This window comes from Rhizobium sp. SG570, from assembly GCF_012275345.1.
GTDB lineage: Bacteria > Pseudomonadota > Alphaproteobacteria > Rhizobiales > Rhizobiaceae > Rhizobium > Rhizobium lusitanum.
Window position 1 is genome coordinate 12,848 of the sequence record NZ_JAAZQI010000038.1, and the last position, 16,200, is coordinate 29,047.

At 61.4% G+C, this 16,200-nt stretch carries 16 protein-coding genes and 1 riboswitch; of the genes, 7 read left to right on the plus strand and 9 right to left on the minus strand.

Going from position 1 to position 16,200, the window contains the following annotated elements; translation table 11 throughout:
- Both FHT28_RS34890 and FHT28_RS34895 read right to left on the minus strand, forming a co-directional pair.
- Nucleotides 1–741 carry a CbtA family protein gene (locus FHT28_RS34890; RefSeq protein WP_168598797.1) on the minus strand — a complete coding sequence of 247 codons (741 nt, stop codon included), beginning with the start codon at nucleotides 739–741 and terminating at the stop codon, nucleotides 1–3.
- A gap of 12 nt (nucleotides 742–753) precedes the next feature.
- Nucleotides 754–963 (minus strand): CbtB-domain containing protein, encoded by a 210-nt coding sequence (locus FHT28_RS34895; protein WP_034512131.1) that lies wholly within the window; start codon nucleotides 961–963, stop codon nucleotides 754–756.
- 59 nt (nucleotides 964–1,022) lie between these two features.
- Nucleotides 1,023–1,095, minus strand: a riboswitch (cobalamin riboswitch).
- Between the two features lie 100 nt (nucleotides 1,096–1,195).
- Between FHT28_RS34895 and FHT28_RS34900 the strand changes: the two genes are divergently transcribed.
- Complete coding sequence (locus tag FHT28_RS34900) at nucleotides 1,196–1,762, plus strand: histidine phosphatase family protein (RefSeq protein ID WP_168598798.1); 567 nt, start codon at nucleotides 1,196–1,198, stop codon at nucleotides 1,760–1,762.
- Between the two features lie 63 nt (nucleotides 1,763–1,825).
- On the opposite strand, the gene FHT28_RS34905 is transcribed toward FHT28_RS34900, so the two are convergent.
- From FHT28_RS34905 to cyoA, 5 genes are all read right to left on the minus strand, one after another.
- Nucleotides 1,826–2,590, minus strand: a complete 765-nt coding sequence (locus FHT28_RS34905; protein ID WP_047640344.1) for an SURF1 family protein — start codon at nucleotides 2,588–2,590, stop codon at nucleotides 1,826–1,828.
- A gap of 192 nt (nucleotides 2,591–2,782) precedes the next feature.
- Nucleotides 2,783–3,187: a cytochrome o ubiquinol oxidase subunit IV gene (gene cyoD, locus FHT28_RS34910; protein ID WP_037200882.1), complete on the minus strand. Its 405-nt coding sequence runs from the start codon at nucleotides 3,185–3,187 to the stop codon at nucleotides 2,783–2,785.
- Nucleotides 3,184–3,813, minus strand: a complete 630-nt coding sequence (gene cyoC, locus FHT28_RS34915) for a cytochrome o ubiquinol oxidase subunit III (RefSeq protein WP_047559857.1) — start codon at nucleotides 3,811–3,813, stop codon at nucleotides 3,184–3,186. The genes cyoD and cyoC overlap by 4 nt, the downstream gene beginning before the upstream one ends.
- A 5-nt stretch (nucleotides 3,814–3,818) precedes the next feature.
- Nucleotides 3,819–5,822, minus strand: a complete 2,004-nt coding sequence (gene cyoB / locus FHT28_RS34920) for a cytochrome o ubiquinol oxidase subunit I (RefSeq protein ID WP_037200878.1) — start codon at nucleotides 5,820–5,822, stop codon at nucleotides 3,819–3,821.
- A gap of 46 nt (nucleotides 5,823–5,868) precedes the next feature.
- Nucleotides 5,869–7,005 (minus strand): ubiquinol oxidase subunit II, encoded by a 1,137-nt coding sequence (cyoA, locus tag FHT28_RS34925; RefSeq protein WP_168598799.1) that lies wholly within the window; start codon nucleotides 7,003–7,005, stop codon nucleotides 5,869–5,871.
- Nucleotides 7,006–7,396: 391 nt separating this feature from the next.
- Between cyoA and FHT28_RS34930 the strand changes: the two genes are divergently transcribed.
- Nucleotides 7,397–8,734, plus strand: a complete 1,338-nt coding sequence (locus FHT28_RS34930; protein ID WP_168598800.1) for an MFS transporter — start codon at nucleotides 7,397–7,399, stop codon at nucleotides 8,732–8,734.
- A 56-nt stretch (nucleotides 8,735–8,790) separates the two neighbouring features.
- Here FHT28_RS34930 and FHT28_RS34935 read toward each other — a convergent pair whose 3' ends face one another.
- Together FHT28_RS34935 and FHT28_RS34940 are read right to left on the minus strand one after the other, a co-directional pair.
- Entirely contained in the window at nucleotides 8,791–9,495 is a 705-nt protein-coding gene (locus FHT28_RS34935) for an LrgB family protein (RefSeq protein WP_168598801.1), read from the minus strand.
- A complete protein-coding gene (locus FHT28_RS34940; protein ID WP_112442585.1) occupies nucleotides 9,482–9,889 on the minus strand; it encodes a CidA/LrgA family protein in 408 nt (135 codons plus the stop codon). The genes FHT28_RS34935 and FHT28_RS34940 overlap by 14 nt, the downstream gene beginning before the upstream one ends.
- Before the next feature lie 99 nt (nucleotides 9,890–9,988).
- Here FHT28_RS34940 and FHT28_RS34945 point away from each other — a divergent pair, with 99 nt between their 5' ends.
- The 5 genes from FHT28_RS34945 (at nucleotide 9,989) to FHT28_RS34965 (ending at nucleotide 16,090) form a co-directional block, all read left to right on the plus strand.
- Complete coding sequence (locus FHT28_RS34945) at nucleotides 9,989–10,873, plus strand: LysR family transcriptional regulator (RefSeq protein WP_047640343.1); 885 nt, start codon at nucleotides 9,989–9,991, stop codon at nucleotides 10,871–10,873.
- A gap of 119 nt (nucleotides 10,874–10,992) precedes the next feature.
- Nucleotides 10,993–12,009, plus strand: a complete 1,017-nt coding sequence (locus tag FHT28_RS34950; protein ID WP_037200867.1) for an iron ABC transporter substrate-binding protein — start codon at nucleotides 10,993–10,995, stop codon at nucleotides 12,007–12,009.
- Nucleotides 12,010–12,246: 237 nt separating this feature from the next.
- The gene (locus FHT28_RS34955) at nucleotides 12,247–13,794 is read left to right on the plus strand and encodes an iron ABC transporter permease (RefSeq protein ID WP_246705051.1); all 1,548 of its coding nucleotides are present in this window, start codon (nucleotides 12,247–12,249) and stop codon (nucleotides 13,792–13,794) included.
- Nucleotides 13,791–14,852 carry an ABC transporter ATP-binding protein gene (locus FHT28_RS34960; RefSeq protein ID WP_037200863.1) on the plus strand — a complete coding sequence of 354 codons (1,062 nt, stop codon included), beginning with the start codon at nucleotides 13,791–13,793 and terminating at the stop codon, nucleotides 14,850–14,852. The genes FHT28_RS34955 and FHT28_RS34960 overlap by 4 nt, the downstream gene beginning before the upstream one ends.
- A gap of 68 nt (nucleotides 14,853–14,920) precedes the next feature.
- On the plus strand, nucleotides 14,921–16,090 hold the full coding sequence (locus FHT28_RS34965; protein ID WP_047560066.1) for a M20 aminoacylase family protein: 1,170 nt from the start codon (nucleotides 14,921–14,923) through the stop codon (nucleotides 16,088–16,090).
- The last annotated feature ends 110 nt before the right edge of the window (nucleotides 16,091–16,200 follow it).

Here is a 16,200-nt window from a genome sequence, read left to right on the forward strand (position 1 = left end):
CTAGGCTCGGCGCAGCGCCGGGTTGCGGTAGCGTGTCTGCGGCAGCTCTCGCTCCGCCCAGGCTCCGAAGGCAAGCCCGAGGGTGGCCCACAGGATCGCGTGCATACCGAGCGATGCCATCCGGAACCGCCAGAGCACAACGGCCGAGAACTGTTCCGGCACTTCGTTGATCGACGGAAGCAGGTACTGGATCAGTGCGATGAAGACGATGTAGCCGATGCCGGCAAGGATCGCCCCGTTCCATGATCCGTAACGTGCCGCCAGCCGGCGACCCAGCCCGACCGCGACGATCATGCCGACGATCGAAGCAACGATCATGATGAAGAACAGCTCGGTCCTGGCGCCGATCGTGTCGGAATTGCCGACCGCTGGCGGGTTTGCCGGGTACTTGATATCGGGGACGAGCGAAATCGTCACGAAAGCCGCGATTGCGAGCAATGCTGCCGTGCCACGCGCGCCGAGCGGGCTGATGCGGCCGTAGACGAAGGAGAAGACCAGCGCAAACAACCCGCCGATTGCCGTCGAAAAGATCACGGTGCCGGTGAAAAGACCGACGCCTGACTGTGTGGCGCGGCTGACGATTTCCGGTTCCGGCGCTTCGCCGGCTGCCTGCGCGGCCTTTTCTTCAAAGCCGATCGCCCAATCGACCAGCGGCTCGCCGAAAGTGTGGGCGAAGGCAAAAACGAGAATGCCGGCGAAGGCCCCGACGATCATGCCGCGGAGCAAAAGACGTCCAACCATGTGCCTGGTCCCTTAGTGGCAGGGGAAACCGAGCAGGTGACGGGCATCATGCACGAATTCGTGCACATACATGCCTGATATCAGCGAGGTCGCGCCTTCCTCGGCGCCGACGAAATAGATCGCCAGCAGCATCAACAGGCCGGCGAAAACAGCCCATGGCAGGATTTGGCCGAGCGGGATCGGCTGGGGGATTGCGGATGGTGCGAAAGCGGTGTCAGACATTGTCGTTCCCTCTTTAAGAAAAGCGCGTTCCATTTGCGGAAGGGTTCTTTACGGGAAGGGTCTGGCTCTCGAGGGCGAAGCTTCCGTCATCGATTACAGTGGCGCGACCGCGCCGGGATTTCACCGGCTTCCACACCCGTAAGTGCAAGTTTATATCTGTCCACAAAGATGATTGTCAATCAAACGCTGTTGCGATGTTAAATCGCGACAAGGCATGGGGATATCGAGTGTCATGAAGGCACGCCTGAGCTGGATTTGTCATGGGCCGACGGAAGCCAATCGAAAGGGCTGTTTTCCGGACGACGAGCCGTTGGAAGCGAAAGCGGCGCAGCGAGCCAAATTGCCCTTTACCAGGCTCGCAACGATCGATCGGGTCTGGACGGCCCCGGCGCTGCGCGCGCGTCAGACGGCCGCTATCCTCGGTCCTGACGCCATCCTTGAGACTGCCTTGCGCGAATGTGACTACGGCGAGTGGTGTGGAAAATCGCTTGCCGAACTTCATGAAAGTGACCCGGAATCCCTGGCGCTATGGATGACGGATTTGGACGCCGCACCTCATGGCGGCGAATCTCTGTCGTCGGTCGTGTTGCGCATTGGCGAATGGATGGGGCATCATCTTCATGATGCCGGTCACACCGTCGCCGTCACCCATGCCAGCGTCATCCGCGCCGCCGTCCTGCACGTGTTGCAGGCCCCGCTTGCGGCATTCTGGACGATCGACGTCGAGCCGTTCGGCATGGTCGAGATGACGAGCGACGGCCGGCGCTGGCAGCTTCGCTTCCCGCGGATGGTGGAATAGAGCGATTCCAGGAAAAGTGCCTAGCGGTTCTGTCCGCAATTGCGGAAAACAATACCATGGGGATCAGCGGACCGCCTTCGCCCGCTGCCGTTCGAAATAGACGAGGAATACTGCGAGGCCGAGCGTCATGACAGCCAGCCCGTACCAGGTAATGGCATAGACGATATGGCTGTTGTGGAAGACGATCTGCGTCAATCCTCCAACCGGCAGGTCGCCCGGATTTTTCGTATCGTCCGCGTCGATGAAGTAGGGCGCCACGTTCTGCAGGCCGCGCACGTCGGCTATCGCGTTCACGTCGCGTGAATACCAGCGCTCCTCCGCCGGCACATTGGAACGCAGCAGTGTGCCCTTGGGCTCGTTGATCCGCAGCAAGCCGGTGACGGTCGTCTCGTCGCTGATCTGGCCGGCCGGACGCGTCGCCGGCTTGCGCTTCTCTGTGGGAACAAAGCCGCGATTGACAATGACGATCGTCCCGTCGGCTTCCCTCAGCGGTGTCAGCACCCAATAGCCGGGGCCGAGCACGGTCGAGGCATAGACCTGCGTTTCCTTGTCGTTGAGGAAAGTGCCGCTCACCTGGACACGCTTGTATTCGGAGTTTTCGGCTGTCACGTCAGCCCATTGCGCTGGTCCCGGCGCCGGAACCGCCGGTGCGTGCACGCGGGCATCGACCCTGGCGATCAGATCGAGCTTCCAATGCAGCCGCTGCACCTGCCAGGTGCCGAGGCCGATCAGGAGTGCGGTCAGCAGCAGGAGCAGCAGCACCCAGATGGCGAGCTTGAGCATCGAGCGAGGCTTATCGGGAGACGTTGTCGAAGGAGTATCGGTCATGCGCTGGTCTCCGGGGGACGCGCTGCCGCATGATTTCGGGAGGTGCGAAACGGCCTTCGCGGAATATCATGCGTCGTCGGGGAAATTGGGCTGCGAACCTTGTGCGTCCCGAGGGCTGTGCCACGCAGCATCCGGCGGAACTCTCGCGCCGGAAAGAGGGCGGGCCTCCTGTCGAAGGCCCGCCGCTTGCGATCAAGGCATGTTGCGCATCATCTCGGGCGACATGGGCATCATGTTCGAGTTGAGGTGATGCATGACCCAGAGCGAGCCGGAAAGGGCGATGATGACAAGCACGATGGTGAAGATCAGCGCCATCATGTTCCAGCCGCCTTCCGAACGGGTGTTCATGTGCAGGAAGTAGATCATGTGCACGATGATCTGGATCGCGCCGAGTACCATGATCAGGGCGGCTGTCACGACGGGATCGGAGAAGACCTTTGCCATGACCAGCCAGAAGGGAATGGCGGTCAGGATGACGGAAAGAACGAACCCCGTCATGTAGCTCTTGAAGGTGCCGTGAGCGGCCTCGTGACCGCCATGGTGGTCGTGACCATGGGCGTCGGCGGAATGATGCGAATGGTCGGTGTTCGAGCTCATCCGAGAACTCCCATGAGGTAGACGAAGGAAAACACGCCGATCCAGACGACGTCGAGGAAGTGCCAGAACATCGAAAGGCACATCAGGCGGCGCTTGTTCTCGGGGATGAGGCCATGCTGGCCGGTTTGCACCATCAGTGTGATCAGCCAGACGATGCCGACGGTGACGTGCAGCCCGTGCGTGCCGACCAGGGTGAAGAAGGCCGACAGGAAGGCGCTGCGCTGCGGGCCGGCGCCGTCGAGGATCAGGTGATAGAACTCGTAGAGTTCGAAGAAGATGAAGGCTGCGCCGAACAGGCCGGTGATCGCCAGCCACATCATCGTTCCCGACTTATTGTCCTTCTCCATCGCCAGCATGGCGAAGCCATAGGTGATGGAGGAGAAAAGCAGCATCGCCGTGTTGAGGGCGACGAGCGGCAGCTCGAAGAGGTCGGCCGGAGAAGGGCCTGCCGCGTAGTTATGGCCGAGCACGGCATAGGTCGCGAAGAGGACTGCGAAGATCAGGCAGTCGCTCATGATGTAGATCCAGAAGCCCAGCATGGTGCTGCCTTCCGGATGATACTCTTCCGTCATGTAGAAGGCGGGCGTTTCGCCGCCCTTGGGAGCATGTGCGGTTTGGGTCGTCATGGGTCTTATACCTGTCCTGCGAGCAGCTTCGTACGCTCGTTCTCGGTCTTCACGACCTCCTCGGCGGGAATGTGGAAGTCGCGCTTATAGTTGAAGGTATGGCCGATCGTAATGATGATCATCGCGGCGAAGGTGATGGCGGCGAGCCACCAGATGTACCAGATCATGCCGAATGCGAAGGCGATCGAGAGAACGCCGAGGATGATGCCCGTCCCCGTGCTCTTCGGCATGTGGATCGGTATGAAGCCTTCGGTCGGCCTGACGTAGCCGCGGCTCTTCATGTCCCACCAGGCGTCGTTGTCGTGGACGATCGGCGTCAGCGCGAAATTGTATTCCGGCGGCGGCGAGGACGTGGACCATTCCAGCGTGCGGCCGTTCCACGGGTCGCCGGTCACGTCGCGAAGCTCTTCGCGCTTGATGAAGCTGACGACGAGCTGGATGATGAAGGAGGCGATGCCGATGGCGATCATCACGGCGCCGAGCGCGGCGACGATGAAGTAGATCTGCAGCGAGGGATCGTCGAACTGCGAGACGCGGCGGGTGACGCCCATCAGGCCGAGCACGTAGAGCGGCATGAAGGCGAAGTAGAAGCCGACGACCCAGAACCAGAAGGACATCTTGCCCCAGAACGGATCGAGCTTGAAGCCGAAGGCCTTCGGGAACCAGTAGGCGATGCCGGCGAACATGCCGAACAGCACGCCGCCGATGATGACGTTGTGGAAGTGGGCGATCAGGAACAAGGAATTGTGCAGCACGAAGTCTGCCGGCGGAACCGCAAGCATGACGCCGGTCATGCCGCCGATCGTGAAGGTGACCATGAAGGCCACGGTCCACAGCATCGGCACTTCATAGCGGATGCGGCCGCGATACATGGTGAAGAGCCAGTTGAACAGCTTCGCACCCGTCGGGATCGAGATGATCATCGTCGTGATGCCGAAGAAGGAGTTGACGCTGGCACCCGAACCCATGGTGAAGAAGTGGTGGAGCCAGACCAGGTACGACAGGATGGTGATGACGACGGTGGCGTACACCATCGAGGCATAACCGAAGAGGCGCTTGCCGGAGAAGGTGGCAACGACTTCCGAGAACACGCCGAAGGCCGGCAGGATCAGGATGTAGACTTCCGGGTGACCCCAGATCCAGATGAGGTTGATATACATCATCGGGTTGCCGCCAAGGTCGTTGGTGAAGAAGTTCGTGCCGGCGTAGCGGTCGAGCGACAGCAGGGCGAGAACGGCAGTCAGGACCGGGAAGGCGGCGACGATCAGCACGTTGGTGCAGAGCGCGGTCCAGGTGAAGACGGGCATTTTCATCATCGTCATGCCCGGCGCACGCATCTTGACGATGGTCGCGACGAGGTTGACGCCCGACAGCAGCGTGCCGATGCCGGCGACCTGCAGGCCCCAGATGTAATAGTCGACGCCGACGTCGGGACTATAGGCGCTTTCCGACAGCGGCGGGTAGGCGAGCCAACCGGTCTTTGCGAACTCGCCGATGAACAGCGAGATCATGATGATGATCGCGCCGGCCGTCGTCATCCAGAAGGAGAAGTTGTTGAGGAACGGAAACGAAACGTCGCGTGCGCCGATCTGCAGCGGTACGACGAAGTTCATCAGACCCGTCACCATCGGCATCGCCACGAAAAAGATCATGATGACGCCATGGGCGGTGAATACCTGGTCGTAGTGGTGCGGCGGCAGGAAGCCGTCAGATCCGTTGAAGGCGAACGCCTGCTGGGCACGCATCATCAGTGCGTCGGAAAAGCCGCGCAGCAGCATGATCAGCGCCAGCACGATGTACATGATACCGATCTTCTTGTGGTCGATGCTGGTGAACCATTCCTTCCAGAGATAGCCCCAGAGGCGGAAATAGGTGAGCACGCCCAGAAGAGCGATGCCGCCGATGGCGACACCGATGAAGGTCACGACGAGGATCGGCTCGTGATAAGGGATGGACTCGAGCGTCAGCCGACCGAAGATGAATTTATAGAGGTCCGGGTTGGAAAACATGGATTGCCTCTGTCCTTATAAATGTCTTGTTACTAAGCGCACCGGATCAGTGACCCTGGTGCTGCGCCGAACCGGTCGACGAATCTGAAGAAGAGCCGTTGCCCATATCCATGCCTTGCATGGAGCCCATGCCCTGCATCGCCGTGTCGCCATGCTGCATGGTGTTGGCCGCGGAGCCGTCTGCCTTGACGGGCGTTGCGTCCGCGTGACCGGCGCCGCGGTTGTCGTAGATCAGACGCTCGCGGTTTTCCTGGCTTTCCTTGCCGGCGCCGCCCTTGGCATCGATATGCATCATTTCGCTCATGCACATCTTGCTCGGATCGGCGCACATGTTGAGGATGGCGTTGTAGAGACCATCATCGACGGCGTTGAAGTACTGCACCGGATTGCGTTCGCTCGGCTGAGCGAGGCTCAGATATTCCGGGCGGCCGAGCGCCGTGCCCTGGCTCTTGGCCTTCTGGATCCACTGGTCGAAATCCGCCTGGTTCAGGCCATGGAACTTGAAGCGCATGTGCGAGAAGCCGGCGCCGCTATAGTTGGCGGACAGGCCCTGGAATTCGCCGGGATGATTGATGACGGCGTGCAGCTTCGTCTCCATGCCCGGCATGGCGTAGATCTGGCCTGCCAGTGCCGGGATGAAGAAGGAGTTCATCACCGAGGAAGCCGTGATCTTGAAGTTGATCGGCCTGTCGACCGGGGCGGCCATTTCGTTGACCGTGGCGATGCCGTAGTCCGGATAGAAGAACAGCCATTTCCAGTCGAGCGCGACGACCTCGACCGTCAGCGGCTTCACGTCGGCGCTTATCGGCTTGTCGGCGGCGATGCGGTCGAGCGGTCTGTAGGGGTCCAGCTGGTGGGTGCTGATCCAGGTGACGGCGCCGAGCGCGATGATGATGGCGAGCGGGGCGGACCAGATGACCAGTTCGAGACGTGTCGAATGATGCCAATCCGGCTCGTAGGCTGCCTCTTTGTTCGACTGGCGATATTTCCAGGCGAAGAACAGCGTGAGGAAGATCACCGGTATGATGATGACCAGCATCAGGACGACCGAGACGATGATCAGGTTGCGTTGCTGTACGGCGATGTCGCCGGAGGGGGTCATCACCACCATGTTGCAGCCTGACAGCAGCAAAATCAGGGGGAGGACAAATAAGCGGCTGAAAATCTTCGCTAGTCTTAGCACGTCTTAAAGCTCTTTTTGTTTCGACCGTACCGCGACTAAAGGACGGCGGTCATGAACGATATGAGGTGTTTCGTCGCACCGCAACAAGCGCAAGTGCGGTGCGGCATGAAATGCCGTTCCCCCTATCGGGGAAATCCTGAGAAATCTAGAAGGTTCTCCGGCGGCCATCGCTTTTTATGGCGGCCAATATACCCGGATCGGAACAAATGGCTACCGATGGTAGTTCCCCGACTATCGGGAATGCGGCGACAAAGGCGGAAATCGTGTCACTTGCCTCTAATTTGCGAATTATTTCATGCTCCAGTCTTGATATGTTCGCGCGTTTGATCGACATTTTCATTACGCGCGAATTCGTGGAGGAGTTCGCGCTCGGAGTGGGAGGCTCCCGTACATGGTCAGCGTGACACATGAAACACTGAACCCTACATCTTCAACTCTCGAGAGCGATGCCCGCAGTATGCATGCCGGTGGTGCGGTCGCCCCGGGCAACATTGCCATCGGCGTGATCATCGGTCGCACGTCCGAGTTTTTCGATTTCTTCATCTATGCCATTGCCTCGGTGCTGGTTTTTCCGAAGCTTTTCTTTCCCTTCGCAGACCCGCTGCGTGGCACGTTGCTCTCCTTCCTGGTCTTCGCGCTGGCGTTCATCGCCCGCCCGATCGGATCGTTCATTTTCATGGCGATCGACCGGAGATACGGTCGCGGCGTCAAGCTTACGATCGCGCTGTTCCTGCTTGGCGGCTCGACGGCGGCGATGAGCTTTCTGCCGGGCTACTCCGAGGTCGGTGTCTATGCGATCGTCCTGCTCGCCACCTTCCGCATCGGCCAGGGCCTTGCGCTCGGCGGCGCCTGGGACGGCCTGGCCTCGCTGCTGGCGCTGAATGCACCCGCCAATCGCCGTGGCTGGTATGCGATGATCCCGCAGCTCGGCGCCCCCATCGGCTTCATGCTGGCGAGTGCGCTGTTTGCCTATTTGATCACGAGCCTGACGACGGCGGACTTCCTCGATTGGGGTTGGCGTTACCCGTTCTTCTGCGCCTTCGCGGTCAACGTGGTCGCGCTGTTTGCCCGCCTGCGCCTGGTGGCGACCGAAGAATTCGGCACTCTGCTGGAGCGCCATGAGCTCGAGCCCGTGAAGATGACGGAACTGCTGCGCGTGCATGGCCGCGACGTGCTGATCGGCGCCTTCGTGCCGCTCACAAGCTTCGCGACCTTCCATCTGGTCACCGTCTTCCCGCTCAGCTGGGTGACGCTTTACAGCCAGCAAACTCCCGGCTCATTCCTGTTGATGGAGTTCCTCGGCGCCATTTGCGGCATCGTCTCCATCATCTGTTCCGGCCTCATTGCCGACCGGATCGGCCGTCGCAATCAGCTCGCCGTCGCCGCAGTGTTGATCGCCTGCTTTGCCTTCGTCGCGCCATGGCTGCTCGATGGCGGTGTCACCGGCCGTCACATCTATGTGGTCCTCGGCTTCACGCTGCTCGGCCTTTCTTTCGGTCAGGCGGCGGGCGCCAGTGCCTCCCGCTTCAGCCGCAATTATCGCTATAGCGGCTCGGCCTTGACGTCGGATCTGTCCTGGCTGATCGGCGCGGGCTTTGCGCCCTTCGTGGCGCTGAGCCTCTCCAGCCAGTTCGGCCTCGTCTATACCAGCCTCTATCTGCTGTCCGGCGTCGTCTGCACGCTGGTCGCGATCTTCTTCAGCAAGACGCTGGAGACGAAGGACAGCTGAGCCGGATTTTCGAATTGAAAAAGGCCGCGGCGTGCGAGCGTCGCGGCCTTTTTCGTTCAGGCAGAATGCATCAGCCATGCGATCAACGGTGCCGCCAGCACATTGGTCAGTCCTACCAGCACCATGACCAGCCCGGCGATCGATCCTTCTTCGCGGCCGATCTCGTTGGCCTTCGCGACGCCGACACCATGCGCCCCCATGCCGAACAGCGCGCCGCGGGCGATACCGGACCGGAGCGGCAGCAGCCGTAAGAGCGTCTGGCCGACGACGGCGCCAAACAGGCCGGTGATGACGACGAAAACGGCGGTGAGATTTGGCACGCCGCCGATGTCGCCCGATACGACCATGGCGAAAGGGGTGCTGATCGAGCGCGGCATCAGGCTGAGACGCAGGCTTTCATCAAGGCCGAGAAGGCTGGCAAACCCCCAGGCCGAGACCATGGCCGTAGTGCTGCCGACCGTTACCCCGAACAAAAGCACGGGCCAATAGCGCTTGATAAGATTCCGCTGCTCGTAGATCGGCACTGCGAAGGCAACGGTCGCCGGCCCCAGCAAGGCAAGCAGCCAACGGCTGTCATGCATATAATCCTGATAGCTCGCATGCAGGACGAGGGCGATGAGGATCAGAACCGTCGGCGCTGCGATCAGCGGCGACAGCCACAGCAAAGGCCGGCGGCGATAGAGCGCTTTGGAAAGATAGTAGAGGCCGATCGTCGCCAATGGCCAGAACAGACCGGATGCAGTCGCTTCAATTGCGGACATGACGGGATACTCCCTGGCGCATCATCAGGCGGCAACCGATATCGATCGCAATCGCAGTGACACCCATGACGATGATGGTGCCGACCAGAATGACGGCCAGCACTTTCAGCCCGACGATCCCGATGAATTCGCCATGGTCTAGCACCGCGAGCACAGCCGGCACGAAGAACAGCAGCATTTCGGCCAGAAACCATTCCGCTCCACGCTGCATGCTTGCGACCCCCACCTTGCCGCTCGCAAACAATGCCAGCACCAGCAGCATGCCGGCGATGGCGCCGGGTATGGGCAGATGCGCAAGGCGCACGATGGCCTCACCCGCCTGCCAGAAGGCCAATAGCAGCAGGATCTGAGCCAGGCGGCTCAGTTTCGGACGGTCTTGCAGGTCGATGCGCATGGGAAAACTCGGGGAAATCGGATGGCCTGAAGATAGTCATTTCTCGCCCATGAATAAAATGAATTGATTTCATTAAATTCAGTCCTGTATGGAATAGTGATGGAACTTCGAACGCTGCGAGCCTTTGTCGAGGTGGTGCGCCAGGGCGGCTTTTCGGAAGCGGCCAAGGTGGTGTTCGCAACCCAGTCCGCCGTAAGCAAGGCCGTGCGACAGCTCGAGGACGAGCTTGGTCTGCCGCTGCTCAATCGCATCGGCCATCGCACGACGCTGACGGATGCCGGCGAGGTCGTCTATCGCCGGGCGATAACGCTCCTTGCCGGGCGCGACGATCTTCTCGCCGAACTCGCCGAATTGCGTGGCCTCGCACGTGGCACTCTGCGGCTCGGCCTGCCGCCGATCGGCAACGATGCGCTGTTCGCGCCGGTATTTGCCGTCTTCCGTAGCCGCTATCCCGGCATCGAGATCAAGCTGGCGGAGCAGGGCGCCAAGCGGCTGGAGGAGATGGTGCTTTCCGATGAGGTCGATCTCGGCGCCTCGCTTCTGCCGACGCTCGATGCGTTCGAGTGGCAGAGCGTGCGTTGCGAGCCGATGCATGTGCTGCTGCCATCAACGCATCCGCTTGCCGGCCATGAGACGGTTTCGCTCGCGGCGCTGCAAGGCAATCCCTTCATTCTGTTCGAAACCGGCTTTGCCCTTAATGGCATCATTCTCGATGCCTGTCGCATCGCCGGCTTCGCGCCCGATATCGTCGCACGCTCAAGCCAGATCAATTTCATCGTCGAGTTGGTCGCCGCTGGTCTCGGTGTCGGCTTCCTGCCCCGGCTGATCGCCGAGCAACGCCTGCGCCCCGGCATCAGCCACGCGCTCGTCGTCGAGCCTGACATGCAGTGGCACATGGCATGGATTTGGCGGCGCGGCGGTTACCTGTCGCATGCCGGCCGTGCTTGGCTCGAGCTTGCCGCAGAGGTGTCAGTGAAAACTTGACTCCGTTGTAAAACTTTTGTGATAAGCAGGGCGCGAGTGTAAACTTGAAAATAATTCTCAGGAAAAATATACGCTAGCGCATCGCTGCCGGGGGCGGCGACTTTCAAGCGAGAGGACTTATGGCTTTTTCCTTTTCTCACCTCACCAGCGCGCTGGCGCTTGCAGCAGGCCTTGCCGTTGCTCCGATGGTGGCGAATGCCGCCGATTCCGAAGGCATCGTGGTCTACAATGCCCAGCACGAGACGCTGACGCAGGCCTGGGCGGACGGCTTCACCAAGGAAACCGGCATCAAGGTCACGATCCGCAACGGCAGCGACATGCAGTTCGCCAACCAGATCATCCAGGAAGGCGCTGCTTCCCCCGCAGACGTTTATCTGACCGAGAACTCTCCGGGCATGACGCTGGTCGACGCCAACAAGCTCTTTGCCCCGGTCGATGCCGCAACGCTCGGCCAGGTGCCGGACACCTTCAAATCCGCCGATGGCAATTGGGTCGGCGTTGCCGCCCGCTCGACGGTTTTTGCCTATGACAAGACCAAGCTGAAGGAAGGCGACCTGCCGAAGTCGATGCTCGATCTGGCCGATGCCAAGTGGAAGGGCCGCTGGGGCGCTTCGCCGGCCGGTGCCGATTTCCAGGCGATCGTCAGTGCGTTTCTCGAGCTGAAGGGCGAGGATGCCACGCGCGCATGGCTGAAGGCGATGAAGGCAAACGCCAGCTTCTACAAGGGCAACAGCGTCGCGATGAAGGCCGTCAACGCGGGCGAGATCGAAGGCGCGGTGATCTATCACTACTATTGGTTCGGCGATCAGGCCAAGACCGGCGAAAACAGCAAGAACGTTGCCCTGCACTATTTCAAGAACCAGGATCCGGGCGCATTCGTCAGCATCTCCGGCGGTGCGGTTCTGGCCTCCAGCCAGCATCAGAAGGAAGCCCAGGCATTCCTGAAGTGGATCACCGGCAAGGGCGGTCAGGCCGTACTGCGCGACGGCGACTCCTATGAATATGCCGTCGGCATTGGCGACGCTTCCAATCCGAAGCTGGTGCCGCTGACGGACCTGCAGGCACCGAAGGTCGAGCCCTCCAAGCTGAACAGCAAGAAGGTCACCGACCTGATGACGGAAGCTGGGCTCATCTAAGGCAAATGCCCGGATCGAGACGCCTTTCCGCGGTTTTCGGATAGGCCTATCCCGACCTTGGCTCTTGCATCACCGTCGCATGCCCTGCTAGGGGCATGCGATGGCCTTCAGGTCGGTCGATCTGGCAATCGCCTTTCAACGGCGGTTGCCTTCCCATTTCAGGGCGTGAAAGGCAGCTAGGACTTGCTGCAGAAGAACACATATGCCGCGCCGGCCGGTGAGGCCGCCGCCACGCGAATGCCCCAGTTGACGGCTGCTCCCCGCAGTCGCGTTCGGCATGCTTCCGTCGTCGCTTTCGCATCCGTCGTTGCCCTCATGAGCCTGGTGCCGCTCGGCTTTATCGTCTGGATCACGATCGATACCGGCTGGGCCGAAGTCATCGCGCTGATTTTCCGCAATCGTGTCGGCGAACTGCTCGTCAATACCGTCCTGCTCGAGCTCTGCACCATCCCGCTATGCATCCTGCTGGCGGTAACGCTCGCCTGGCTGACGGAGCGCACCGATATCCCCGGTGCCCGCATCTGGTCCTGGCTGGCTGTCGCGCCGCTTGCGGTGCCCGCCTTCGTGCACAGCTATGCCTGGGTCAGCCTCGTGCCGAGCATGCACGGGCTGTGGAGCGGCGTGCTGGTATCGGTGCTTGCCTATTTTCCGTTCCTCTATTTGCCGGTCGCGGCAGCCCTGCGCCGGCTGGATCCGGCGATCGAGGATGCTGCCGCCTCGCTCGGTCTCGGCCCTTGGCGCGTCTTCTTCCGCGCGGTCCTGCCGCAGCTTCGCCTCGCCATCTGCGGCGGCTCGCTGCTGATCGGGCTGCATCTCCTGGCGGAATACGGCCTCTACGTGATGATCCGCTTCGACACCTTCTCGACCGCGATCGTCGATCAGTTCCAGTCTGCCTATAATAGCCCTGCCGCCAATATGCTGGGCGGCGTTCTCGTTTTCTGCTGCCTGCTGTTGCTCGGCATCGAGGTGTTGATGCGCGGCAACGAGCGTTATGCGCGCGTCGGTTCCGGCGCCGCGCGCCCAGCCGATCGGCGTCGTCTGGGTTGGTTCGTTGTTCCGGCCATCGTGCTCCCGGTCTTGACCGCCGCGTTGACGCTCGGTGTTCCCTTTGTGACGCTGGGGCGCTGGCTCTATCTCGGTGGTGCCGGCATCTGGCGGATCGATACCGTTGGCTCTGCCTTGCTGCAGACAATCGTTTTGGCGATTGCAGGCGGCCTGCTGGCCACGATCGCTGCGGTCCCCATGGCGTGGCTGTCGGTGCGGGCGCCGGGACGGCTGCAGCGCATCCTCGAAGCCTGCCACTACTATGTCGGCTCGCTGCCGGGCGTCGTCGTCGCCTTGGCTCTGGTCTCGATCACTGTCCGGTTGATCCTGCCGCTCTACCAGACATTCGCCACGCTGTTGCTCGCCTATGTCCTGCTGTTCCTGCCGCGTGCGTTGGTCGGCCTGCGCGCCAGCATCGCCCAGGCGCCGGTCGAGCTTGAGCGCGCAGCCATGGCGCTCGGCCGCACGCCTGCCCAAGCCGTGCGGCAGATCACCATGCGCCTGGCCGCGCCCGGCTTTGCTGCCAGCGTCGCGCTTGTGGCGCTCGGTATCACCAACGAGCTGACGGCGACGCTCATGCTGTCGCCCAACGGTACTGAAACGTTGGCGACGAAGTTCTGGTCGTTGACCAGCGAAATCGATTATGTCTCGGCCGCGCCCTACGCCTTCATGATGGTCGTGCTGTCGCTGCCTCTCACTCTTCTCCTCTATGTGCAATCCAAGCGGACGGCCGGACAATGACCTTTCTGGCGATCAAGAATATCAGCAAGCGTTATGGCCCGGTGCATGCGCTCGACGGCATCGAACTTTCGGTGGCCGCCGGCAGCCGCACGGCGATCGTCGGTCCCTCCGGCTCCGGCAAGACGACGCTGCTGCGCATCATCGCCGGCTTCGAGATTCCGGATGAGGGCCAAGTGATGCTGGAGGACCAGACGCTGGCGGACGGGCCGGCCATCGTACCAGCGCATCGCCGCGGCATCGGTATCGTGTCACAGGATGGCGCCCTGTTTCCGCATCTGAGCGTGGCCGAGAATGTCGGCTTCGGCATGGAGCGCGGCGCGCAAGACCGTGATCAGCGGATCAATGCGCTCATCGACATGGTGGAGCTCGATCGCGGCATGCTCGATCGCCGCCCGCATCAGCTCTCCGGCGGCCAGCAACAGCGTGTCGCTCTCGCGCGCGCCCTTGGCCGTAAGCCGAGGCTGATGCTGCTCGATGAGCCCTTTTCTGCGCTCGACACGGGTTTGCGTGAAAACATGCGAAAAGCGGTCGCCCGCGTGCTGCAGATTGCGGGCATCACCGCGGTTCTGGTGACGCACGATCAGGTGGAGGCGCTATCCTTCGCCAACCAGGTAGCGGTTCTGCGCGACGGCAGGCTGATACAGGCGGGAACCCCGCAGACGCTCTACCTCAATCCAAAAGACCGCGAGACCGCTATCTTTCTCGGTGACGCCATCGTGTTGCCGGCGGACCTTGGCAATGACGCTGTCTCGTGCGTCTTGGGGCGTATTCCGGCTGATACCAATGGTCGGCAGGGGCGTGCAGACATTATGCTGCGACCGGAACAATTGCGCCTCAGTGTTGTCGCTGATGCCGGCACGGAAGCCGTTTGCATCGGCAAAGTCACCGACATTGAATTCGGTGGCGCGATCTGCACGGTGACGGTTGTCCTTTCCAACGCCAATGGCTTGGAGACGTTGAACATCAAAAGTTCTGGTGTCGGCTTGCCAGAGATCGGCAGCGTGGTCTCCGTTACTGTCCTCGGCAAGGCGCACATCTTCGACAAGCTCGGCGCTTGAGCATCATTTGAGTTGAAGTCGCGGGAGCTTTGGGGAAGATAGAGCGCCCCTATGCCGAAGGAACGCTCATGTCTTTGCTCGATGAGATCGCTCAGGATCTCCCATTCCTGACGTCGCTTCGTCATAACCTTCACGCCCATCCCGAGCTTGGCTTCGAGGAGGAACGCACCAGCAGCATCGTCGCCACTTTGCTGGAGGAGGCGGGTCTGACGGTGCATCGCGGCCTCGGCAAGACCGGTGTGGTCGGCACGCTGCAGGTCGGCAACGGCACCCGCCGCATCGGCCTGCGCGCCGATATGGATGCGCTGGCCATGCCGGAAAAGGGCAACCGAGCTTACAAGTCCACCATTCCCGGCAAGATGCATGCCTGCGGGCATGACGGCCATACGACCATGCTGATCGGTGCCGCCCGCCATCTGGCCGCCAGGTGCGGCTTTTCCGGCACGGTGCATTTCATCTTTCAGCCGGCCGAGGAAGGCCGTGGCGGCGCCAAGCGCATGGTGGACGAAGGCCTCTTCGATCTCTTCCCCTGCGATGCCGTCTATGGCCTTCATAATATGCCCGGTCTCGACGTCGATGAAATGGCTGTCGTCGAGGGCCCTCAGCTCGCGTCTTCGGATAGCTGGCGCATCACCTTTCGCGGCACCGGCACCCACGGCGCCAAGCCGCATCTCGGCAAGGATCCGATCACGGCCGCCGCAACATTTCTGTCTTCGCTGCAGACCATCGTCGGCCGGGTCGTCGATCCGCTTCAGCCGGCCGTCGTCAGCGCCTGCTCGCTGCAGGCGGGTGATCCCAAGGCGCTGAACGTCATTCCCGATACCGTCGATATCGGCGGCACGGCGCGCGCCTATACGCCAGAGGTTCGCGATCAGCTCGAGCAGGAGATCGGACGCCTGGCGCAGGGCACGGCGGCCATGTACGGGATCGCGGTCGATTATCAGTTCGAGCGCCGCATTCCCCCAGTCGTCAACAATGCTGATGCCACCGCGCGGGCGCTGAAAGCCGCGACTGCCGTCTTCGGCGAGAAGGTGTTGACGCGCTTCCCGCCTTCGACCGCCGGCGACGATTTCGCTTTCTTCGGCCAGAATGCTGCGGGCTGCTACGTCTGGCTCGGCAATGGCCCGGCGGTCGACGGTGCGCTGCATCACAACACGGCTTATGATTTCAGCGATGATGCGATCGCGTCGGGCGTGGCATTTTGGACGACGCTGGTGCGGCAGGAGTTGGGGGAGTAAGGCGAGGGTCTTTCTTCTAGAGCGTTTCAGGTTTTGACGGAAGCGTATCCAGCGTTGACGAAGTAGTTGTTGCATTCGTTGGGCTCGATTGTTTTGACGAGATGTCCGAT

Bases quoted from the DNA above. Each gene is read 5' to 3' on its own strand.
- FHT28_RS34905 (WP_047640344.1), bottom strand. From the start codon at position 2,590: ATGACCGATACTCCTTCGACAACGTCTCCCGATAAGCCTCGCTCGATG.
- FHT28_RS34940 (WP_112442585.1), bottom strand. From the start codon at position 9,889: ATGCGCATCGACCTGCAAGACCGTCCGAAACTGAGCCGCCTGGCTCAG.
- cyoC (WP_047559857.1), bottom strand. From the start codon at position 3,813: ATGACGACCCAAACCGCACATGCTCCCAAGGGCGGCGAAACGCCCGCC.
- FHT28_RS34950 (WP_037200867.1), top strand. From the start codon at position 10,993: ATGGCTTTTTCCTTTTCTCACCTCACCAGCGCGCTGGCGCTTGCAGCA.
- FHT28_RS34930 (WP_168598800.1), top strand. From the start codon at position 7,397: ATGGTCAGCGTGACACATGAAACACTGAACCCTACATCTTCAACTCTC.
- FHT28_RS34900 (WP_168598798.1), top strand. From the start codon at position 1,196: ATGAAGGCACGCCTGAGCTGGATTTGTCATGGGCCGACGGAAGCCAAT.
- cyoD (WP_037200882.1), bottom strand. From the start codon at position 3,187: ATGAGCTCGAACACCGACCATTCGCATCATTCCGCCGACGCCCATGGT.
- FHT28_RS34890 (WP_168598797.1), bottom strand. From the start codon at position 741: ATGGTTGGACGTCTTTTGCTCCGCGGCATGATCGTCGGGGCCTTCGCC.
- FHT28_RS34945 (WP_047640343.1), top strand. From the start codon at position 9,989: ATGGAACTTCGAACGCTGCGAGCCTTTGTCGAGGTGGTGCGCCAGGGC.
- FHT28_RS34935 (WP_168598801.1), bottom strand. From the start codon at position 9,495: ATGTCCGCAATTGAAGCGACTGCATCCGGTCTGTTCTGGCCATTGGCG.
- FHT28_RS34955 (WP_246705051.1), top strand. From the start codon at position 12,247: ATGCCCCAGTTGACGGCTGCTCCCCGCAGTCGCGTTCGGCATGCTTCC.
- cyoB (WP_037200878.1), bottom strand. From the start codon at position 5,822: ATGTTTTCCAACCCGGACCTCTATAAATTCATCTTCGGTCGGCTGACG.
- FHT28_RS34960 (WP_037200863.1), top strand. From the start codon at position 13,791: ATGACCTTTCTGGCGATCAAGAATATCAGCAAGCGTTATGGCCCGGTG.
- FHT28_RS34965 (WP_047560066.1), top strand. From the start codon at position 14,921: ATGTCTTTGCTCGATGAGATCGCTCAGGATCTCCCATTCCTGACGTCG.
- FHT28_RS34895 (WP_034512131.1), bottom strand. From the start codon at position 963: ATGTCTGACACCGCTTTCGCACCATCCGCAATCCCCCAGCCGATCCCG.